A 21654-nucleotide genomic window follows, 5' to 3' on the forward strand; every position below is an offset into this window, starting at 1 on the left:
TTTTCATGCGGATTTATAAAGTTGGCGGTGCCGTACGTGATCGCTTGCTCGGCATAGCAGTCACCGACATCGACCGCGTCGTGGTCGGTGCGACCACTGAAGAAATGCTCGCCAAGGGTTTTCGCCCGGTAGGCGCTGATTTTCCGGTGTTTCTTCACCCGAAAACCGGCGAGGAATATGCCCTTGCCCGGACCGAACGCAAAAGCGGGCGTGGTTACGGCGGGTTCACGTTCCACGCCAGCCCTGACGTGACACTGGAAGAAGACCTGATTCGCCGCGACCTGACGATCAATGCGATGGCCGAAGACGATGAACAGAACCTGACCGACCCCTATCACGGCCAGCGCGATCTCGAGGCTAGAATACTTCGCCACGTTTCCCCCGCGTTCGCCGAAGATCCCCTCAGGGTTTTGCGCGTTGCCCGTTTCGCGGCACGCTACGCGGAGCTTGGGTTCACTGTCGCCACCGAAACCCTCGAACTGATGCGCCAACTCAGTGAGTCTGGCGAACTCCAGGCGCTGACGGCGGAGCGCAGCTGGAAAGAAATCTCCCGCGCCCTCATGGAAAATCAGCCACAGGTGTTTATCGAGGTGTTGCGCGCCTGCGGTGCGCTCAAAGTGCTGATGCCGGAAGTCGACGCGCTGTTCGGTGTACCGCAGCCCGCGATACACCATCCGGAAATCGACACCGGCGCCCACACCCTGAGCGTGCTTCAGCAAGCGGCACACCATAAACAACCGCTGACCGTACGCTGGGCCTGCCTGCTGCATGACCTGGGTAAAGGGCTGACGCCAGAGGAGCAATGGCCTCGCCATATCGCCCATGAGTCCAAGGGGCTGAAGCTGATCAAGGCGGTCAACGAACGCTTCAAGGCGCCAAGGGATTGCCAGGAGTTGGCGCTACTGGTGGGCGAATATCACACCCACGGGCATCGCGCGCTGGAGCTGAAGGCATCTACTTTACTCGAGCTACTGCAGAGCTTTGACGTTTACCGTCGACCGCAGCGGTTCGAGGAATTTATTGCCGCGTGCGAAATGGATGCACGCGGACGCAAGGGACTGGAGGAGAGAAGTTATCCACAGGCGGACTATTTGCGCGGGGCGGCGACGACAGCGCGCAGCGTTGCGGTTCAGCCTTTGCTGGAGCAGGGATTTAAAGGGCCTGAATTGGGTGAGGCGATCAAGCGAGAGCGGCTCAAGGCATTGAAAGCTTACAAAGAGGCGTCGTCCTGAAAGACTTCGCGAGCAGGCTCGCCCCCACAAGTGTTGCGCTGAACCCTGTGGGAGCGAGCCTGCTCGCGAAGGCGTCAGTTAAATCACAACAAATTCAAAGGTGTCAGTTGCTCACCGCGCCATTCGAAAGCCACGGGTGCCAACACCTGATCAATCTGCGATTCAGCCCACAACTCGGCGAAACTTTTACCTACGCCCGGGTGCACGCGATCCGGAGCAATCAGCGACAGCGGCCACAACACAAAGGCATTTTTAAGAATTTCCGCCCTCGGCAGCACCAGGCCATCGAAGTTGCCCACCAAATCACCGAACAGTAAAACGTCGATATCCAGGGGCAAACCTCGGCGATCTGGTGCGTAACGCCCATTATCCGCTTCGATGAACTTCAGCCGGCGATCCAATTCCATCAGCGGCAAGTCGGTATAAGCCGACACCACGAAATTGAAAAACGGCCCGCTCTTGATCCCCACCGGCTGGCTTTCGAAGACCGCCGAGCAACGCATATCCACGAGAAAGCCCGCCAGGGCGTCCAAGCCGGCCTGCAAATGGGTTTCGCGCTCGATGTTGCTGCCGAGCCCGAGATACACCTGAGTCAGCGACATCCGCGCTCGATCTCCACACCCACGCCACCTGTAGCAGCAGGAACCGCACCTGGCTTGGTCAGTTTGAGACGCATCCAGGTAATCTTGAATTCGCTCATCAGTGCTTCAACCAGGCGCTCGGCAAAGGTCTCGACCAGTTGAAACTGTGCCTGTTCGGCAAAGGCCTGGATACGCGACGAAACGCTCGCATAATCAAGCGCCAGGGACAGGTCATCGCCAGCGGCGGCTGGACGATTGTCCCAAGCGAAACTCAGGTCAAGCCGCAAGCACTGTCGGATGCCTCGCTCCCAGTCATAGGCACCGATCACGGTGTCGACTTCCAGGCCCTCGATAAACACTCTGTCCAAGCACTTTTCTCCGCTACACGACAAGGGCGCAATGCGCCGTTAGAATCAGGGCGTCCTCGCCCGGAATAGTTAGCATGTTTTGGTTACTGGCGATCCTCGCCTACCTGCTCGGCTCGCTGTCCTTCGCCATCTTGCTCAGCCGCCTGACCGGTAACCCCGATCCGCGAATGAGTGGTTCGGGCAATGCTGGCGCCACCAACATGTTGCGCCTGGCCGGCAAGAAACTCGCCATCCTGACCCTGCTCGGCGACTTCTGCAAAGGCCTGCTGCCTGTACTGGTCGCCAGTGCCGCCGGCCTGTCACTGCAGGATCAGGCCTGGGTCGGCGTTTGCGCCGTCATCGGTCACCTGTTCCCGCTTTACTTCCGCTTTCGCGGTGGCAAGGGTGTCGCCACCGCTGCCGGCATGTTGCTGGGGTTATACCCGCCTGCAGCCTTGATGGCGGTCTGTGCCTGGCTGCTGACGTTCTACCTGACCCGCACCAGCTCGCTGGCCGCCTTGATCGCCACGCCCTTGACCCTGCCACTGCTGGCCTGGCAAGAACCGGCAGCACTGCTGCCCATGTGCGCCCTGACCGGCATGATCGTCTGGCGCCACCGGGGCAATCTACGCGACCTGTTTGCGGGGCGCGAACGGCATTTTTAGCAGCCCGGCATGAGTACGCTTCATCACAGGGGCGACAACTGCTCCATCGGCCACCGCGCCTGCACACTGATCGCCAGGCTTTCCTGCTGACCAGCCTTCAGGCGTTGGCAGCCCGCAAACGCAATCATGGCGCCATTATCGGTACAGAACTGCGCACGGGCGTAAAAAACATCGCCCTTCATGTCGCCTAGCATCTTTTCCAGGGAAGAGCGCAACGCCTTGTTGGCACTGACGCCCCCAGCGATCACCAGGCGCTTCATGCCAGCCGCTTTCAGGGCACGCTTGCACTTGATGGTCAAAGTCTCCACCACGGCCTGCTGGAACGCCAGCGAGATGTCGCAACGGGCTTGCTCACCGTCGTCCCCGGCACTCACACACTGCTGCCAGGTGTTCAGGGCGAAGGTTTTCAAGCCGCTGAAACTGAAGTCCAGGCCAGGGCGGTCGCACATCGGACGCGGAAAGACGAAACGCCCTGCAACGCCTTGCTCTGCCAGCCGAGCGATTTCCGGCCCACCCGGATAATGGAGCCCCATCATCTTCGCGGTTTTGTCGAACGCTTCGCCCGCGGCATCGTCCAGGGTCTCACCCAGAAGCGTGTATTGGCCGATCCCGTCGACCTGAACCAACTGCGTATGGCCGCCCGACACCAACAAAGCGACGAACGGGAATTCCGGCGGTTGCGACTCCAACATCGGTGCCAGCAAGTGACCTTCCATGTGATGCACGCCGAGCGCCGGAATGCCCCAGGCAAAGGCCAGTGCCTGAGCGCAGGAAGCACCCACCAGCAAGGCACCGACAAGGCCAGGGCCCGCGGTATAAGCGATGGCGTCGATCTCGGTTGGCACACAGTCGGCTTCGGCCAGGACCTGACGAATCAAGGGCAGCATGCGCTTGACGTGATCACGCGAGGCCAGTTCCGGCACTACGCCACCATACGCACGGTGCAGGTCGATCTGGCTGAACAGCGCGTCGGCCAGCAGGCCTCGTTCACTGTCGTAGAGTGCGACACCAGTTTCGTCGCAAGAGGTTTCTAATCCCAGTACTAGCATGGGTTTGCGCCTTGTTTAGGCTGAATTCGAAGGCGCGCATAATAGTCGTCGCGTGATGCCCCGACCAGCGGTTTTCGATCAGAGGCTTTGCATTCCGTGCGATGAGGGGTTAACATCCGCAACCCTTAAAAACCGACGTCTTCAAGTGCTCTTTTGCCGCGAGGATGTTGACCCCGGTAATGAATGAAGGTAGCTCTGGATGCCAGCCGTCAAAGTAAAAGAGAACGAACCCTTCGACGTAGCTCTGCGTCGTTTCAAGCGCTCCTGCGAAAAAGCCGGTGTACTGGCTGAAGTTCGTAGCCGCGAATTTTACGAGAAGCCAACTTCTGAGCGTAAGCGCAAAGCAGCAGCCGCTGTTAAGCGTCACGCCAAGAAAGTTCAGCGCGAACAGCGCCGCGCCGTTCGTCTGTACTAATACACAGACGATCGTAGCAAGCTTCTGCCAAGCCCGGCTCTGAGCCGGGCTTATGGCATTTGCGTAAAACGCTTGATGCTTCACCGTCGAAGCCGCAGATGCGACTGAGACAAATCTGCTTCACCGCGTCAGACCTGGCTCTTTTGCCAGCGGTGCACGTCTTTTCTGACGAGCCTTTCAAGGCTACTGACGAGCACACCCACTGATTCCTCTCACGACGATCAGCCCAAGGCACCTGTTTGCGTGCCGAATTACGAGCTATCCGAGACCATTGACTGGTCGCAGCCGGATTCAGCGTAACATTTTCAAATAGTCGAATACTGATGAGCAGTAACGTCAGTGGATTTTCGACAGATACACTTCCCGACAGCGATCATGCAGGCGATACCGGTCGAGCCGCACACTTTGCGCGCCTCAAGTAATGACCCGCGCTCAGCTACCCTTCGCTTCGGTTCCTTTTCAGCGCAGATGACGAGAACGCCATGGCCGGGCTAATTCCCCAGAGCTTCATTGACGACCTTCTGAACCGCACCGACATCGTCGACGTGGTCAGCTCGCGCCTGCAATTGAAAAAGGCCGGAAAAAACCATACGGCCTGCTGCCCGTTCCACAAAGAGAAAACCCCCTCTTTCAGCGTGAGCCCCGACAAGCAGTTCTATTACTGCTTCGGCTGCGGCGCTGGCGGCAATGCCCTGGGCTTCATCATGGACCACGACAACCTGGATTTCCCCCAGGCTGTCGAGGAACTGGCCAAAGCCGCCGGAATGGAAGTCCCCCGCGAAGAAAGTGGGCGCTCGCACAAACCGCGGCAGCCAACCGACTCGCCGCTGTACCCACTGCTCACAGCCGCCGCCGATTTCTATCGCGCCGCCCTGAAAAGTCATCCGGCACGCAAAGCCGCCGTGGACTACCTCAAAGGTCGCGGGCTGACCGGTGAAATCGCCCGGGACTTCGGCCTGGGCTTTGCGCCACCTGGGTGGGACAACCTGTTCAAGCACTTGAGCAGCGATACCCTGCAACAAAAAGCCATGATTGATGCCGGCCTGCTGATCGAGAACGCCGAAACCGGCAAACGCTACGACCGCTTTCGTGACCGCGTGATGTTCCCGATCCGCGACAGTCGCGGGCGTATCATCGCGTTTGGTGGCCGGGTGCTGGGCGACGACAAACCCAAGTACCTCAATTCACCGGAAACTCCGGTCTTCCATAAAGGCCAGGAACTCTACGGCCTGTACGAAGCGCGCAAGAACAATCGCAACCTCGACGAAATCATCGTCGTCGAGGGCTACATGGACGTCATCGCCCTCGCCCAGCAAGGCTTGCGCAATGCCGTCGCGACCCTGGGCACCGCCACCAGCGAAGAGCACATGAAACGACTGTTTCGAGTCGTGCCCAGCGTGCTGTTCTGTTTCGACGGCGACCAGGCCGGCCGCAATGCGGCCTGGCGCGCACTGGAAGCGACACTGACAAGCCTGCAGGACGGTCGCCGCGCGCGATTCCTGTTCCTGCCCGAGGGTGAAGACCCGGACACCCTGGTCCGCTCCGAAGGCACCGACGCCTTTCGCGCACGGATCAACCAGCACGCGCAGCCGCTGGCCGATTACTTCTTCCAACAACTGACCGAAGAGGCCGACCCTCGCTCGCTCGAAGGCAAGGCCCACATGGCCACCCTCGCCGCACCGCTGATCGACAAGGTCCCCGGCGCCAACCTGCGCACCCTGATGCGCCAGCGGCTGCTGGAAATCACCGGACTGAGCGGCGAGGCGGTGAGCCAACTGGTACACAGCGCGCCTCAGGACGCGCCACCGGCCTATGACCCTGGCATGGATTACGATGCCATGCCGGACTACTCCGACTTCCACCAACCCCAGGAGGCCTACACGCCCCAGCAGGAGTGGACGCCGAAGAAATCCGGGGCCGGCGGCAAGAAATGGGACAAGAAACCCTGGAGCAAGAACGGCAAGCGCGGTGATCGCGACGAGCCTTACGCCCCACGCAAGCCAGTCGCAGTGGAAGCCCCGACGCTTATCGCTTTGCGCACACTGATTCACCACCCGCAACTGGCCAAAAAAGTTGAGAGTGCCGATCACTTTGCCAACGAGAGCAACACGTACGCTCAGGTACTAATCGCCCTGATCGAGGCTGTGCAGAAAAATCCTGGGCTAAACTCTATTCAGTTGATGGCCCGCTGGCACGGCACAGAGCAAGGACGCCTATTGAGAGCCCTCGCAGAAAAGGAATGGCTAATTGACGGCGATAACCTTGAACAACAGTTTTTAGACACCATTACTAGGTTATCCGCGGGCCAGCACACGCAGACCCTCGATGACCTCATCAAGAAAGCAAGGCAGCCGGGATTGTCGGCTGAAGAGCAAATTCAGATAGCTAAACAGATGCGCGACCTCTTAAAACAGAATGTTTCCGCATCAAACCCGACCTCAACTGGCGCGTGAGGTCATAGCTCAGGTATAATCCTCGGCTTGTTTTTTGCCCGCCAAGACCTTCAGTGGATAGGGTGTTATGTCCGGAAAAGCGCAACAGCAGTCTCGTATTATTGAGTTGATCAAACTGGGTCGTGAGCAGAAGTATCTGACTTACGCCGAGGTCAACGACCACCTGCCCGAGGATATTTCAGATCCAGAGCAGGTGGAAGACATCATCCGCATGATTAACGACATGGGGATCCCCGTACACGAGAGTGCTCCGGATGCGGACGCCCTTATGTTGGCCGACGCCGATACCGACGAGGCCGCTGCGGAAGAAGCCGCCGCCGCGTTGGCAGCGGTGGAGACCGATATCGGTCGCACCACTGACCCAGTGCGCATGTACATGCGCGAAATGGGTACGGTCGAGCTCCTCACGCGTGAAGGCGAAATTGAAATCGCCAAGCGTATTGAAGAGGGTATCCGTGAAGTGATGAGCGCAATCGCGCACTTCCCTGGCACGGTTGATCATATTCTCTCCGAATACACTCGCGTTACCACCGAAGGTGGCCGCCTGTCCGACGTCCTGAGCGGTTATATCGACCCGGACGACGGTATTGCGCCGCCTGCTGCGGAGGTTCCGCCGCCGATCGACACCAAGACCGCGAAAGCGGATGACGATTCCGACGACGATGACGCCGAAGCTTCCGATGACGAAGAAGAAGCCGAAAGCGGTCCGGATCCCATCATCGCCGCCCAGCGCTTTGGTGCTGTCGCCGATCAGATGGAAATCACCCGCAAGGCGCTGAAAAAGCACGGTCGCCACAACAAGCTGGCGATTGCCGAGCTGTTGGCCCTGTCCGACCTGTTCATGCCGATCAAACTGGTTCCGAAGCAATTCGAAGGCCTGGTCGAGCGTGTGCGCAGTGCCCTGGATCGTCTGCGCCAGCAAGAGCGTGCAATCATGCAGCTCTGCGTTCGTGATGCACGCATGCCGCGTGCCGACTTCCTGCGCCAGTTCCCGGGCAACGAAGTCGACGAAAGCTGGAGCGATGCACTGGCCAAAGGCAAAAGCAAATACGCTGAAGCCATCGGTCGCGTGCAGCCGGATATCATTCGTTGCCAGCAGAAGCTGACCGCGCTGGAAACCGAAACCGGTTTGACGATCGCCGAGATCAAGGACATCAACCGTCGCATGTCGATCGGTGAGGCCAAGGCCCGCCGCGCGAAGAAAGAGATGGTCGAAGCGAACTTGCGTCTGGTGATCTCCATCGCCAAGAAGTACACCAACCGTGGCCTGCAGTTCCTCGACCTGATCCAGGAAGGCAACATCGGCCTGATGAAAGCGGTAGACAAGTTCGAATACCGCCGCGGCTACAAATTCTCGACTTATGCCACCTGGTGGATCCGTCAGGCGATCACTCGCTCGATCGCCGACCAGGCCCGCACCATCCGTATTCCGGTGCACATGATCGAGACGATCAACAAGCTCAACCGCATTTCCCGCCAGATGTTGCAGGAAATGGGTCGCGAACCGACCCCGGAAGAGCTGGGTGAACGCATGGAAATGCCTGAGGACAAGATCCGCAAGGTATTGAAGATTGCAAAAGAGCCGATCTCCATGGAAACCCCGATCGGTGATGACGAAGACTCCCATCTGGGTGACTTCATCGAAGACTCGACCATGCAGTCGCCAATCGATGTTGCAACCGTTGAGAGCCTTAAGGAAGCGACTCGCGAAGTGCTGTCCGGCCTTACTGCCCGTGAAGCCAAGGTACTGCGCATGCGCTTCGGTATCGACATGAATACCGACCACACCCTCGAGGAAGTTGGTAAGCAGTTCGACGTTACCCGCGAACGGATTCGTCAGATCGAAGCCAAGGCGTTGCGCAAGCTGCGCCATCCGACGAGAAGCGAGCATCTGCGCTCCTTCCTCGACGAGTGATACCAGAACCCCCGGCCCAGGCCGGGGGTTTTGTTTTTGCAGATAATTCCCCCGCTCCACCCCACCCGCCGATTTGCCCGTCTACACTCGAAACATTCCCCGAGCCATAACGAGACCGTTATGCCCAGACTGCCGACCGTGTGTTTTTTGCTGTCGCTGATGACCTGGACCGCAACGGCTGGCGCGCTGACTCTCACTGACGAAGAACGTAGCTGGCTGGCGGCCCATCCGGACCTGCGCCTGGGTGTCGATGCATCCTGGCCGCCCTTTGAGTTTCGCGACGACCAGGGGCGTTACCAGGGCCTTGCTGCAGACTATATCGACCGTATTCGCCAGCGGCTGGCCATCAAGCTCACGCCCATTGAGCCCGTGAGCTGGACGGTGGTACTGGACCAGGCCAAGCAAGGCAAGCTGGACCTTTTGCCGGGCATCATGTCGACCCCGGAACGCCAGGCCTACCTGTCATTCACCCGTCCCTACCTGGACTTCCCGATCGTCATCCTGGCGCACGTCGGAGGCGCCCAACCGCGCAAACTCAAAGACCTGTACGGGCTAAAAATCGCCGTAGTGGAAAACTACGCACCTCACGAACTGTTGCGCACCCACCATCCCGATTTGAACCTGGTGGCGATGCCCAATGTCAGCTCCGCTTTACAGGCGCTGGCTACCGATGAAGTAGACGCCGTGGTAGGCGATCTCGCTTCCAGCGTCTGGAGTCTGCGCCAGCTCAAACTCGACGGGCTGTACGTCAGCGGCGAAACCCCCTACCGCTACCAGTTGGCAATGGGTGTACCCCGTGACAACAAAATGCTGGTCGGCATTCTGGATAAAGTCCTCGCCGACATGACACCTGCTGAAATCAGTTCGATCCAGGAACATTGGGTCGGCAACGTACTGGATCATCGAACATTCTGGTCCGATCTATTGGTCTACGGCTTGCCTGGGCTACTTTTACTGATCGCCGTGCTCGCCGCCGTGATCCGCGTCAACCGCCGCTTGAGCTCGGAAATCGCCCGCAGGGTCAACCTGGAGCAGGAACTGCGCAGCAGCGAATACCACTACCGCGGGCTGGTGGAAAGCCTTTCGGCCATCGCCTGGGAAGCGCGGATGAGCGACTTCACCTACAGCTACGTGTCGCCCCACGCCGAAGACCTGCTCGGTTACCCCTTGTCGCATTGGCTGATCCCAGGCTTCTGGCGCAACATCATCCACCCCGCCGACCTCACCCGCGCGCAGAGTTTCTGCGACCACGAAGTGTTGGCCGGGCGTGACCACACTCTCGATTACCGGGTCATCACCGCTGACGGTCGTTGCATCTGGGTCCGCGACATCGTCAGCCTGATCGAACACGGTCATGAGCCGGTGATGCGCGGCTTGATGATCGACATCAGCGAGACCAAACGCACCGAAGAAGCACTGCGCTTGTCTGAACAGAAGTTTGCCTCGGTGTTCCAGCAGTGCCCAGACATCCTGGTGATCGCACGCCTGAGTGACGGTTGCCTGCTGGAGGTCAACGATGCGTTCGAAGAACAGATCGGCCTAAAGGCCGAAGACGTAATCGGCCAGACTGCCACCGACTTGAACATCTGGGGTATTCCGGGTGTCGGGCCCGGGCTGCTGCAGCGCTTGCAGGCCGGCAGCATTCGAAACCTGGAGATGCCCTTTCGTCGCAGCAATGGCCAGGTGTTCACCGGCCTGATCTCGGCCGAGCCCTTCGACCTCGATACCACCCCGGCGCTGGTCGTCGTGGTGCGAGACATCACCCAGCTCAAGGAAACCCAGCAACAACTGCAAACCTCCGAAGAAAAGTTCGCCAAGGCCTTCCACGCCTCCCCCGACGGCTTGCTGCTGTCGCGCCAGAGCGATGGCCTGCTGTTGGAGGTCAACGAGGGGTTCAGCCGCATTACCGGCTTCAACAGCGCGATGTCGGTGGATCGCTCGGCCCTTGACCTGGGGATCTGGGTCAACCTCAACGAGCGCAAACAAATGCTCGACCTGTTGCACCGGGATGGTTTCGTCCGCGATTTCAGCTGCCATATCCGCCGCAGCGATGGGCAGATCCGCCTCTGCGAAGTCTCCAGCCGTCCGCTACCGATCGGTGACGACGACTGCATGCTGACCATCGCCCGGGACATCACCGAACGCCACCTGATGCAGGAAAAACTGCAGCAGGCCGCGACGGTATTCGAGAGCACCGCAGAGGGCGTGTTGATCACCGATACCCAGCAGCACATCAGTGCGGTCAACCGCGCCTTTACCGAAATCACCGGCTACAGCGAAAGCGAAGCACTGGGGCACACCCCGCGCCTGCTTGCCTCGGGCCTGCATGACAGTGCGTTCTACGCGGCCATGTGGCATCAACTGACCGACGAGGGTCATTGGCAAGGCGAGATTTCCAACCGACGCAAAAATGGCGAACTCTATCCCAGCTGGTTGACCATTAGCGCCGTACGAAATCGTAACAACTTCATCACGCACTTCGTGGCTGTGTTCGCCGACATCTCCAGCCTCAAGCACGCCCAGGCCAAACTGGACTACCAGGCTCACCACGACCCGCTGACCGGTCTGCCAAACCGCACGTTGTTCGAAAGTCGCCTGCTCAACGCGCTCAATCACCAGAAGGAAAACGGCGGTCAGGGCGCAGTGCTGTTCCTGGATCTGGACCGTTTCAAACACATCAATGACAGCCTCGGTCACCCGGTCGGCGATCTTTTGCTCAAGGGTATTGCCGTGCGTCTCAAGGAGCAGTTGCGAGACATCGACACTGTCGCACGCCTGGGCGGCGACGAATTCATCATCCTGCTCCCGGGCCTGCAGCAACCCAGCGACGCCGACAACATCGCCACCAAGCTGCTCAATTGCTTTACCGCGCCGTTCCAGGCGGGTGAGCATGAGTTTTTCATCAGCTCCAGCATCGGCACCAGCCTCTACCCCAAGGACGGCAGTGACGTGGCCACGCTGATCAAAAACGCCGACGCGGCGATGTACCGCTCCAAGGCCAAAGGCCGTAACCGCGTAGAAAGCTACACCTGCGACCTCACCGCTCAAGCCAGCGAGCGTGTGGCGCTGGAGCACGAACTGCGACGCGCCATCGAGCGCAATGAACTGCACCTGTGCTACCAACCCAAGATCAGCCTCGACGACTATCGCCTGGTGGGGGCCGAAGCGCTGATTCGCTGGCGTCATCCGACCTTCGGCGAAGTGCCGCCCGAACACTTCATCTCACTTGCCGAAGAAAACGGCATGATCCTGCAGATAGGCGACTGGGTACTCGAGACCGCCTGCCGGCAGATGTTCGAATGGAACCAGATGTACGAAGGCCTCGGCCCACTGTCGGTCAACCTCGCCGGTGCCCAGCTGCGCCAACCGAATCTTTTGGGGCGAATCGAACAACTGCTCAAGGACAACCGCCTCAATCCCGGTTGCCTGCAACTGGAGATCACCGAAAACTTCATCATGAGCCAGGCCGAAGAAGCGCTCGCCGTGCTGCACCAACTCAAGCATCTGGGTGTGCAATTGGCGATCGACGACTTCGGCACCGGGTACTCCTCGCTGAGTTACCTCAAGCGCCTGCCGCTGGACATACTCAAAATCGACCAGTCCTTCGTCCGCGGCTTGCCGGACGACCCCCACGACGCCGCTATCGTGCGCGCCATTATCGCGCTCGGTCGAAGCATGCAATTCACGGTCATCGCCGAAGGCGTCGAAACCCAGGCGCAGCAGCAATTCCTGGCTGCCGAAGGCTGTGAGCAGATCCAAGGCTACATCGTCAGCCTGCCCCTGCCCCCTGACGAATTCGCCGCGACGTTTCTTCGTACAGCAGTAATGGATTTTTCGGATAGCACAGCCGCGAAACCATCGCTATAATCCGCGACCAATGGGGCCTATAGCTCAGTTGGTTAGAGCAGAGGACTCATAATCCTTTGGTCCACGGTTCAAGTCCGTGTGGGCCCACCAATAGAATCAACAACTTAGGTCAACCATTGCGGTTGGCCTTTTTTGTTTCTGACGTCTTTGTAAGCACTTTGTAATCAACCAGCGTGAAAATCCATTTCAGAGGCCTGGCCGGATGGTCACGCGTGATCAAGTCAGACCCGCGGCCAGCGCATTTGTCAGCAAGTCTTGCCCATAGCAACAAACAGACGGCTCACTGCCACTTTAACGCCCCCGTGGCACTCCCATTACCGCCGCGCCGACACATTCAGCGGGCGGATAACCGGCACGGCAGGGAGCGAATCGACGGTGGCAGGCGATACATGTGTCGACAGCTGCCAAATTGCTTCCAGTGACGACAGACCGCAGCCGGGCGATTCTGTTGAAAAAGTCGGCTTCGATTTCCACCGAAGAAAAGTACGCGTCTAAGGTTTAAATCTGTGCGTTACGCACGAGATTCATGGCTCAGGTTTTACGTAGCAACCTGCAAAATTGGCATTTTCAGCACTCAATGCATTGGCAGTCAGCCCAGGCCGACTTTCTCAACAGCTCGGTCAGCAACTGCTAGTCAGTAGACATTGTTCCCTCTGAGAGGCAGCTAATAGCACTGTGACGCGTTGCTAGATATGCTGGTACGAAACTCAGGCTTAAGATGCCTAGCAAGGATGAGAAATTGAAGCTCAGCGACCTAATCCCAGAACGTCTGATGGTAAGCACAAGCATCGGTGACCTCTACGTTCGTCACTTATCAGCCGGCGATCTGAGAAAACTTGCCGGAATTGAGAAAGAGCAAAATCTAGAAATTACTGGCAATAAAACCCTTCAACTCTTAGTTTCAAGAAATAGTGATAAATCGATTCGGGATGGGCTCAGCGATGAGGATTTTTCTGCGCTGAATGAAACCGATCGTGCATTATTAATTTCTGCAGCGCATAAAAAGTGTGACTTTATTGCACCGGCGACTCCAATAAGCATTAGTGACTTTGGAGCCGCAGTCCGGGCGGCATTTCAGAAGAGCGCTGATAGCTCTAGGAAAATTTCCGAGAGCTTTGCATCAGCATTGAATCCAAATACCTTATCCCAGTACAAGGCGAGTCTGGAAGGTATCAGCAACGTGACAGAAAAAATTCGCCAAAGCATCACTTCTAGTCACATTCACGAGAACTTTCGCACTTCAAACTCCGTAGTAGCTGAACTAAATTTGCCCAACCGTTTTGATTTTTCGACGATGCCCGCAAACAAAGCAGCCAAGGCGACAGAAAAGTCCGCTGAAACTTTGGAAAAAATGTCTATCCTATTATTGGAAATGGCAAGCTCCATCGGTACAGCGACCGAAATATTTACGGAAAAAGTCGTCCCGGAAGTTTTTAACCACCTCGAACAAAGTCAAAAATCTGCAACTCGTACGCTGACTATAACTGTTGCAGGTTTGATTTTCTCCGCTCTGGTATCGGCAGGCCTAACTTTATGGCAGGTGCAGCTATCCAAAAAAAGTGGCGAAGAGTCAGGCAATCAGGCTAAGGAAGCTATTGCTACGCTTCAACACCAATTAGAAGAAACAAAGAGTGCACAGGATAGGCTCTCAAGCGAATTTGCCATTCAGCGCCAACAGAACGCAGAGCTTAATGCTCGTTTAATCGCAGCCCTGAAAAACATGCCAGCACCAGTAGTAAAAATCATCCAGCCGCCATCTCCAGCAATATCGAAAACGAAGGTCAAGAACAGTCAGACTAAATAAACCACTATTAACATCTTGCTGATCCCCGCTCTAGTAAATTATCGTCGGTCGGCTACTAATGCATTACAGCACATTACGGACTTAGACTTTCACGATGTGATTGAGGCCCCGGAGCTTTGTAGGAACGATCTGCGATCTATTCTTCCGTGGGCCGTGTGGGTGGACTAATTGCTTTCCCAGGTCGAAAAGTCGAGCGTCACTAGCGGTAACGGTTCAAGCGCTACTATCGCTGCGAAGTCCTCGACCCGCCCCCACCACTCATTGATTTCAAGCGCAGGCTGATTACCGAATTTGAGCCAGTAGCCAGCGGGGACTGACTGCTTTGAGTTGATGGGAGATAAAACTGCTACTGCTAGAAGACCGAAAATAATTCGATCGCTTAACCGAACCATCCCGCGCTTGATCTCCATCCGAGTAACTTGTGCTGGGCCTGCTGCGTTGGGGACGAGCTCAAATCCCTCCGGTAGTTCATCCCCGTGCCCGTGACTGCACCGATGAATTCCATACACAACATCAGCCAAATCAGGTTTTCCGCCGGGTGCTTTCGGATTTTTTACAACAACTGGAAAACGGGTATTGACCAAGTCTACCCCGGGAGCTCCCATTGGGCCGAGAACTGCGTAGTTAGCTCTCAGCAATCGGGTGAAAGCAGCAGCATCTCCTAATGTTGGATAGGCTTTCTTCGCAGTGCCATTCACTGCATTGCAAGCATGAATCATTGCTGCTTCGACTTCGCCCAAGTCCCAATCAAGAAGCGCCTTACGTACTGAATCGCCGACTTTCATTCGTACATCTCTCGCGTTGAATACGATGCCTCGACTCTAGCAGCTGTCCGGAATGGCTGCTTCGGGCAAAGGACTCTATACCTTTGGCGTAGCATTGAAATCGGGGAATAGGTTAGAAGGTAGAGCTTCAAGCAGGCATGCTCCTAAGACTTCGCTGTTCACCCGAGCAGATTGCGGGCAAGGTACTCACCCCCCACCTCCGAGCCTCGAAGACATCTCAATCTGGCGCGAGGCGATCAAAAAGCGGTCTAATCCCTGCCAGCATGCAAGCTGGATTGAAATTGATCACAACATCGCACTGAACATAACAAGATAAGGACCAAACACAATGACACGGAAGGCAATCGGTTCTTGGCAGGATGTGACTCTAGAGGATCTGTTTTTTGCGTTCAGGAAAGCCAAGGCTGATTGCTTTTTTGAGCGCTCCATCTGCATTGCCAGCCAGTTTGCCGAGTTTGAGCAGGACTTGGCATGTAAACTGACCTCCTTGCTCGTCTGCCTGCAAGCCGAGCAGACGGCTGAGCTTCTGATACAGCACCTTGGGCAAACTCGGGTAGTAGCCAAGAAACTGAGTACGGCTTCAAAGCCGCCGAAGAAGGGCGCCGCACCTGACGGCCACGGCTTTTTCTCTGATCCTACCCGTGCTTTTGATCGCTTGTGTGCCTCTCATAAGCTGACGCCAGAGTTTCGGTTGGTTGGCGATTTTCCAGTCGAAATGCATGTCTTGTCGGCGCTGTGGATTAACCTGGTCGGTCACAAGTTTGACGCGGTTCTGTCAAAATCAGCCTACGGTTCACGTCTTCGCCGTTATCGACCAGAGCCGGGCAGCCCCAAAGGCAGCGTGGGGAAGTACCACCTGGAAGCGGTCGGCTCCTTCCAGCCTTACTTCGACCCTTACAAGGATTGGCGCAGTCGGGGCCTGAAGGCTTTGCGCACCGAGCTGGAAGCGGGCAACTCGGTGGTTGCCGTTTCGATGGACCTGACCAGCTATTACCATCGGGTGGATCCTTCCTTTGTGGCCGATAGCCGCTTCCTTGCTGAGTGTGGCATTGAGCTGTCGGAATGGGAGCTCGACTTCACCAAGGCGTTCACTGCCCTGCTGGTGCAGTGGTCCAAAAGTGTCGCGACCCAGATGCACGCGCTGGGTTGCAGCAAACGAGAGGTCACGGTGGGTGGCCTGCCCATTGGCTTGTCCATCTCGCGTGTGGTAGCCAACGCCCTGTTGGTTGGCCTGGACCGAGACATCGAACACGGCCTGACGCCGGTATATTACGGACGTTATGTGGATGACCTGTTTCTGGTACTGCGCGACCCCGGCGATCTGGTGTCCGCCGAGAATTTGATGGCTTACTTTGCTGCACGCACACGGTGCTTTCCGCCCCCCCCTGCGATCGAGAACGGCGAGATCTTCTTGAGCCTGCCCGGAGGGTTTCAGGGCAAGACCAAGTTGCTACTGCAACAAAGTAAGCAGAAGTCCTTTTTCCTGCAGGGGCAAGGTGGTATCGACTTGCTGAGCAATATCGAGTCGCAAATTCGCAGTGTTTCCAGCGAGCGCAGACTGATGCCGTCACCGGATCGCCTGGAGTCAATGGCCTCTGCCAAGGTACTTACGGCTGCTGGCCACGCAGCCGAAGAGGCCGATACTTTGCGACGGGCAGACGGCTTGTCCGTGCGTCGACTGGGTTGGTCTGTGCAACTACGGGCGGTCGAAACCCTGGCCCGCGATCTGCGAGAAGACGATTGGCAACAGGAGCGCAAACAGTTCTATGCGTTTGCACATAACCATATCCTGCGTCCCGACAAAATCCTTGACCACTTGGACTATCTACCACGCTTGCTTTCTCTGGCCGTTGCGCTCATGGACTGGCCAGATGCGCGGCGATTGATTGAGTCAACCATAGGCGCCCTCAGCGCGCTGGAAGCCAAAACAGAGACCATGGTGGTCAAGGTAAACGGGGCTGAAGCCAACAAGAATACGAGAAATCTGTGGAAGAACCTTCGGCAGACAACGTTGGACTTGGCGCTAGATGCCGTTCTTCGAGCGCTGCGTTGGAGTCACAGTAAGGGCGAAGTGCGGCCGCTCGGCGACACCGCACTTGCTGTCTGCGAGCTGGTCGGCCTTGGAAATGACGTTGAGGCCATTGCCATGCAGGCACTCATGCTGCGTGAAACCGACTGGGCGAAAACCTCCTACAAAGATCATTTACGCCACCACGCGAAACGTCAGCGCCCTGCTATTCAACAAGAGCAGCTCCTGCACCGTCTTTATCCGCACGAAGCTGACCTGCGCGAATTCCTGGACAAGTCGATCAATGCGGGCAACGGCACTGGCGCCCCGCGTGTTTCTTCGCGTTGTATTAATACGACAGGCGATGCCTTGGCGCCATCGCTGTTGCCTTATCTGCTGCCCACCCGACCCTACACCACGCAGGAAGTGTCATTGTTCCTGCCGGATGAGTGCGTCTTCGACGGGCTGAGCAAAGCGCCGGCACGAGCGTGGGCAAGATATGTCCGGGCGGTGCGGGGGGTATGGGTGTGGGGTTCGTTGGTTCAGTCCGACCACGAACCCAATGCTCAAGATGGGGGTGCGGATGGAGAAGTCCCAGGTGCACCTCGCATCGCACGAATTGGGGTGAAAAAAGCAACATCAAAAGTGAGTTTGGGTATCAGCAGTCTGCTGACCACCGACGATAGCTTCAGCGCAGGGGCGAGTGGCCGGCCCGACCTGTCTCGTGGCCGTTACCAGCGCATCGAACGGCTGGTCAATCAAGCCATTGACGCTTATCCACGACCAACACACTTGCTGTTGCCTGAATTGGCCTTGCCTGAGCGCTGGATCGATACCGTATCCCGGTTGCTCCAGGATGCCGGAATCAGCCTGATCGCCGGGCTCGATTATCACCGGGGCGCTCCTCCAGATGTCCACAGCGAGGCGGTGCTGGTGCTTTCTGATGATCGCCTTGGGTTCCAGTCTTCTGTGCAGATTCGACAAGCGAAGTCCCTGCCCGCTGCGGGTGAGGAGGAAACCTTGTTACGTTTGTTTGGACTGCAATGGCCGGCGCACTTGGCCGGCGAACGCAAGCCCGTGTACAACCACAGCGGTTTTTGCTTTGGTGTACTGGTCTGCTCCGAACTGCAGAACATTGCGCATCGTCAGCAGTTCCAGGGCAATGTGGATTGCATGATGGTACTTTCCTGGAATCAGGATCTTGAGACGTTTGCCGCTTTGGTCGAGTCGGCGAGCCTAGATGTTCATGCGCACATCGCCCTTGTGAACAATAGGCGGTATGGCGACAGCCGGGTAAGAAGCCCCGCCAAGAAAGAATACATGCGCGATGCCTGCAGACTCCGCGGCGGGCAAAATGAGCATGTGGTGGTCGTCGAACTAGATATTGCCAACTTTCGGGCTTTCCAAAGTCGCGAAAAACGCTGGCCACATGAGGATGACCCATACAAACCCGTGCCCGAGGGATATGCCATTGCTAAGTTCCGCAAAGTGGCTCCCAAGTGAGGCGCATAGGGCCGCTTCCCCAGTGGTATTTAAACCGCACTCTGAGGACTGCTAAGCCTGGAGAACATCAGCTCGCTTTGACCTGCAGATGCGAACGACAGCAATGGGAATAAATAAAGCTCGCCTGAGCGACCATACCAAATGGTCTTGAGTGATCAAATTAGAACTGCGGCCCAGTGCATTGGCCGTTGAGCAACTGGCCATAACAGGTCGCTTGGGGTTGAGCTGCGCCAGTGCTGCCATGACACACACCATTGACCACCGCGCCGATGCAATCCTGTGCGCGGTATACCGGCTGGCCATACTGCTGCATCTGCATTTGCTGCTGCATAGGCGCTACTTGTTGCTGCTGCACAGGTGTTGTTTGTCGCGGCAGATCGAGAGAGTCGACCCATTGCAAATAATCACGACGGGCATCAACAAGCTCGGCGCAGCCTGTCGTCGATATCAGCGCCAACAGTAACGGCATAATTTTGTGCATATCGACTCCACATCGCTTATAGGTTCCGGATCGACGGACCCAGCCTCTACATTTTGATGGCTGCCACGATGACTTGCTTGACCTGGATCACCATTAAAAATTGCCGCGCCTGCCGACCCGACCAATGACCGTCAGCACCAGTTCGAAAGCAACTTGCTGCACCGATGCTCCAGAACTTTGCAGGTACCTCCCCCCCCGACTTTCTCCCTTTAATCCCTTTGCAACCCACTGATTTATCTGGCGTTATGTGATCTGCTAAATTTTTTAAACGCACCCCGCTCATACCCACTGTTACCGATCACATACCTGCCAGTTCCCCACACTGCCCGCAAAGGCCCGCACTAGAGCGCGTCACAGTGGATATGACATTCGAACACCTCAGACTGATAAGCTAAATCCAGCCAACACCCCGCACCCCCTCTAAATTGCAGCTTTCACGCCTTACCCCGAAAACATCTCGTAGCTATTCTTTTTTCCAACGGCCCCGTTTTACCCATAAAAATACGCACTTTGACCGGGCAAACACAGCTACAGGCGCGCAGACCATCTAGCACACGCTTCAGCAGTCTCAGGAAAATTAGAGCGAATCAAAAAACAAGTTGAAGCGCCGTGCCAAATCCAAACCCTCAACGCCTGCCACACCAACACCATGCCAGTGCTCCAGCGCCTGCCGCTTCAGCACCGACAGATCACCCTGCACATAGGTTTCGGTCAGCCCCGGCATCGCATGGTTCAGCAACTGCTCGGCAATTACATAATTGACATTCAGATGCTGCCATCCGGCCCGTGCGAGTTTGCGCAGGTCGTGGCTTGACCAGTCACCCGCGCTCAGACCAGCAATCGCCAACGATGCCCCCGGCCCCGTCACCGCGTGACCGTGACCACCTGGAAACAGATATACGCTCGGCTTGCTGGATTGCCGATCCTTGTACCAACGCAGCACAGCCACCACAGTCGGTGTCAGCGGCAGCTCAAGCCGCGTTCGCGTCTTGGTCAGCTCAGCCGGAATGACCCACCAGCCAGCATCCAAATCAAAATGGTCCCAGCGCGCCTGCCGCGTCTCGCCGACCCGCGTACCGTGACAGAGCATCAACAGCGCCAACAGACAAGGCCCTGGTGACTTCAGCAGGCGCTGTGCCAGCAGATCCATCACCCGACCAACGTCACGCGGAAACAACCGTGCCCCCTTCGGCCTTATGCGGCCCAACCCGAAATCCGTGAACCGGACGTCAGCCAGTGGATTGGCGTTCAGCAGCCCCAGACGCTTGGATGTGCGAAACGCCGCGTTCAATACCCGATAGGCATTGCACACCGTGGCCGGGGCTACCAACTCTTGCATCGGTTGAATCAATAGCTGATCAAGTGTGGCCGCGTTCAACTGATCCACCGGCATACCCACCAGCCGTGGGAGAAGCCAATTCTTGGCAAGCGACCGGCAACTGGCCTTGCGCGCCTTCGATACCGTGGCCGTGTTCAAATGTCGCTCCAGATACCACGACACCACGTCAGCCACCGTATACAGAGCGCGCAGCCTGGCGTCAGGTTGAACACCGCCAGCCCGCAGTAACATCAGCGACGACATCCGCGCCTCCATCTCCTTGCAGCCGCAGCTCGGCCACTCCGCCGCCTTCTGCCACTTGCCTGCATGCACCGTGTACCACACACCCCGGCGCCGATCTTTGAGAAAACGAAACCTCAAATCCGGGTAGCGCTGGTCACGAAGGTCGCGGACGTATTCATCTTTAGCCTCAGCCCTGATCGCCGCATCACTGAATTCGATATACCGCGTCTCACCCATCGCACACCTCCGCAGAGAATGACCACCAGATCGATCTCGATCACCACGACGAAGTCGCCATCGATCTCCATGTCGAAGCCTTCGATCAGCAGGTAAAGCCACGCGCCAACATCACTTCCGCCACACACAGGACACCGTGCCAACCTTCCAGCAGACAGCACAAGCGACCGTTAAACTCACGCCTCAACGCCTCTACCTGCTCAGCCGTTGCGCCCCGACTGGCGTACTCGCACAAGCGCTCCGCTCGCCATTCAGCCGCACCCAGCTCAGGACACAGGCGCATGACCATTGCGTGTAGGGTTCCTAGATTGAAGAACTCGCGCAGCACCTCGCGAACCCTGGCGTTAGCCTCAGCCTTGCCCAGTGATCCGCCCCTACGTCCCACGAACAAGCGATCACCCTGACCAGCAGAGCAGCGTCGATATCGCTTAAGCAGCACCACGAAAGGCGCTGTCAGCGGCATCGCCTCGTCTCCGACCCGCCAGACACCGGCCTGCAAGTCGAAATCAGACCAGTACGCTAGCAGCAGTACCGGCACCGGCTGGCCGTAACCGAGCGCCATCAGGCCGACCACCACTGCCACAGGATCACTGTCGAATCCATCCAGAAGATCCCCAATCACCGTCCTAGCCCATTCAGAGCAAGCTGTCATACACACCCCCAAAGTTCACGGCCCCCCCCCCCGGTCGTCGTTGACAGCAGATCAACCAGGCATGTCAGGACTTGATGCTTCTCCCCAAGCCCTCGACCC

Annotated in this window: 15 protein-coding genes and 1 tRNA gene; 9 read left to right on the forward strand and 7 right to left on the reverse strand. The window is 57.4% G+C overall.

Going from position 1 to position 21654, the window contains the following annotated elements; translation table 11 throughout:
• Positions 1-5: 5 nt before the first annotated feature.
• Entirely contained in the window at positions 6-1232 is a 1227-nt protein-coding gene (locus AC3WWR_RS17300) for a multifunctional CCA addition/repair protein (RefSeq protein WP_033045302.1), read from the forward strand.
• An 83-nt stretch (positions 1233-1315) separates the two neighbouring features.
• Here the strand turns inward: AC3WWR_RS17300 and folK are convergent, their stop codons facing one another.
• Positions 1316-1834: a 2-amino-4-hydroxy-6-hydroxymethyldihydropteridine diphosphokinase gene (folK, locus tag AC3WWR_RS17305; protein WP_033043884.1), complete on the reverse strand. Its 519-nt coding sequence runs from the start codon at positions 1832-1834 to the stop codon at positions 1316-1318.
• The gene (gene folB, locus AC3WWR_RS17310) at positions 1825-2181 is read right to left on the reverse strand and encodes a dihydroneopterin aldolase (protein WP_033043882.1); all 357 of its coding nucleotides are present in this window, start codon (positions 2179-2181) and stop codon (positions 1825-1827) included. Before folB ends, folK begins: the two co-directional genes overlap by 10 nt.
• Positions 2182-2255: 74 nt before the next feature.
• On the opposite strand from folB, the gene plsY reads away from it, so the two are divergent.
• Entirely contained in the window at positions 2256-2825 is a 570-nt protein-coding gene (gene plsY, locus AC3WWR_RS17315) for a glycerol-3-phosphate 1-O-acyltransferase PlsY (RefSeq protein WP_033043881.1), read from the forward strand.
• Positions 2826-2848: 23 nt separating this feature from the next.
• Here the strand turns inward: plsY and tsaD are convergent, their stop codons facing one another.
• Positions 2849-3874, reverse strand: coding sequence for a tRNA (adenosine(37)-N6)-threonylcarbamoyltransferase complex transferase subunit TsaD (tsaD, locus tag AC3WWR_RS17320; RefSeq protein ID WP_020798822.1), 1026 nt, complete (start codon positions 3872-3874; stop codon positions 2849-2851).
• Between the two features lie 199 nt (positions 3875-4073).
• Here tsaD and rpsU point away from each other — a divergent pair, with 199 nt between their 5' ends.
• The 6 genes from rpsU to AC3WWR_RS17350 all read left to right on the forward strand — a co-directional run bounded on the left by rpsU (position 4074) and on the right by AC3WWR_RS17350 (position 14328).
• Entirely contained in the window at positions 4074-4289 is a 216-nt protein-coding gene (gene rpsU, locus AC3WWR_RS17325; protein ID WP_002551877.1) for a 30S ribosomal protein S21, read from the forward strand.
• A gap of 482 nt (positions 4290-4771) precedes the next feature.
• On the forward strand, positions 4772-6742 hold the full coding sequence (gene dnaG, locus AC3WWR_RS17330) for a DNA primase (RefSeq protein WP_033043880.1): 1971 nt from the start codon (positions 4772-4774) through the stop codon (positions 6740-6742).
• Positions 6743-6809: 67 nt separating this feature from the next.
• Positions 6810-8657, forward strand: coding sequence for an RNA polymerase sigma factor RpoD (gene rpoD, locus AC3WWR_RS17335; protein WP_020798824.1), 1848 nt, complete (start codon positions 6810-6812; stop codon positions 8655-8657).
• A gap of 120 nt (positions 8658-8777) precedes the next feature.
• Positions 8778-12524, forward strand: a complete 3747-nt coding sequence (locus AC3WWR_RS17340; RefSeq protein ID WP_020798825.1) for a bifunctional diguanylate cyclase/phosphodiesterase — start codon at positions 8778-8780, stop codon at positions 12522-12524.
• Positions 12525-12537: 13 nt separating this feature from the next.
• Positions 12538-12614: transfer RNA gene (locus AC3WWR_RS17345), tRNA-Ile, on the forward strand.
• 649 nt (positions 12615-13263) lie between these two features.
• Positions 13264-14328 (forward strand): hypothetical protein, encoded by a 1065-nt coding sequence (locus AC3WWR_RS17350; protein WP_492598910.1) that lies wholly within the window; start codon positions 13264-13266, stop codon positions 14326-14328.
• Positions 14329-14492: 164 nt separating this feature from the next.
• Here AC3WWR_RS17350 and AC3WWR_RS17355 read toward each other — a convergent pair whose 3' ends face one another.
• Entirely contained in the window at positions 14493-15113 is a 621-nt protein-coding gene (locus AC3WWR_RS17355) for a hypothetical protein (RefSeq protein ID WP_492598911.1), read from the reverse strand.
• A 328-nt stretch (positions 15114-15441) separates the two neighbouring features.
• On the opposite strand from AC3WWR_RS17355, the gene AC3WWR_RS17360 reads away from it, so the two are divergent.
• Positions 15442-18624, forward strand: a complete 3183-nt coding sequence (locus AC3WWR_RS17360; protein ID WP_492598912.1) for a hypothetical protein — start codon at positions 15442-15444, stop codon at positions 18622-18624.
• A gap of 160 nt (positions 18625-18784) precedes the next feature.
• On the opposite strand, the gene AC3WWR_RS17365 is transcribed toward AC3WWR_RS17360, so the two are convergent.
• The 3 genes from AC3WWR_RS17365 to AC3WWR_RS17375 form a co-directional block, all read right to left on the reverse strand.
• The gene (locus tag AC3WWR_RS17365; protein WP_492598913.1) at positions 18785-19105 is read right to left on the reverse strand and encodes a hypothetical protein; all 321 of its coding nucleotides are present in this window, start codon (positions 19103-19105) and stop codon (positions 18785-18787) included.
• 577 nt (positions 19106-19682) lie between these two features.
• Positions 19683-20903 (reverse strand): tyrosine-type recombinase/integrase, encoded by a 1221-nt coding sequence (locus AC3WWR_RS17370; protein WP_492598914.1) that lies wholly within the window; start codon positions 20901-20903, stop codon positions 19683-19685.
• Between the two features lie 85 nt (positions 20904-20988).
• On the reverse strand, positions 20989-21525 hold the full coding sequence (locus AC3WWR_RS17375; RefSeq protein WP_492598915.1) for a site-specific integrase: 537 nt from the start codon (positions 21523-21525) through the stop codon (positions 20989-20991).
• Between the last annotated feature and the right edge of the window lie 129 nt (positions 21526-21654).

This window comes from Pseudomonas sp. EB271-G4-1 (assembly GCF_058791355.1).

Coding starts and splice junctions, on each gene's coding strand:
- AC3WWR_RS17300 (WP_033045302.1), top strand. CDS start 6: ATGCGGATTTATAAAGTTGGCGGTGCCGTACGTGATCGCTTGCTCGGC.
- AC3WWR_RS17365 (WP_492598913.1), bottom strand. CDS start 19,105: ATGCACAAAATTATGCCGTTACTGTTGGCGCTGATATCGACGACAGGC.
- dnaG (WP_033043880.1), top strand. CDS start 4,772: ATGGCCGGGCTAATTCCCCAGAGCTTCATTGACGACCTTCTGAACCGC.
- rpsU (WP_002551877.1), top strand. CDS start 4,074: ATGCCAGCCGTCAAAGTAAAAGAGAACGAACCCTTCGACGTAGCTCTG.
- AC3WWR_RS17360 (WP_492598912.1), top strand. CDS start 15,442: ATGACACGGAAGGCAATCGGTTCTTGGCAGGATGTGACTCTAGAGGAT.
- tsaD (WP_020798822.1), bottom strand. CDS start 3,874: ATGCTAGTACTGGGATTAGAAACCTCTTGCGACGAAACTGGTGTCGCA.
- AC3WWR_RS17370 (WP_492598914.1), bottom strand. CDS start 20,903: ATGGGTGAGACGCGGTATATCGAATTCAGTGATGCGGCGATCAGGGCT.
- plsY (WP_033043881.1), top strand. CDS start 2,256: ATGTTTTGGTTACTGGCGATCCTCGCCTACCTGCTCGGCTCGCTGTCC.
- AC3WWR_RS17340 (WP_020798825.1), top strand. CDS start 8,778: ATGCCCAGACTGCCGACCGTGTGTTTTTTGCTGTCGCTGATGACCTGG.
- folK (WP_033043884.1), bottom strand. CDS start 1,834: ATGTCGCTGACTCAGGTGTATCTCGGGCTCGGCAGCAACATCGAGCGC.
- AC3WWR_RS17355 (WP_492598911.1), bottom strand. CDS start 15,113: ATGAAAGTCGGCGATTCAGTACGTAAGGCGCTTCTTGATTGGGACTTG.
- rpoD (WP_020798824.1), top strand. CDS start 6,810: ATGTCCGGAAAAGCGCAACAGCAGTCTCGTATTATTGAGTTGATCAAA.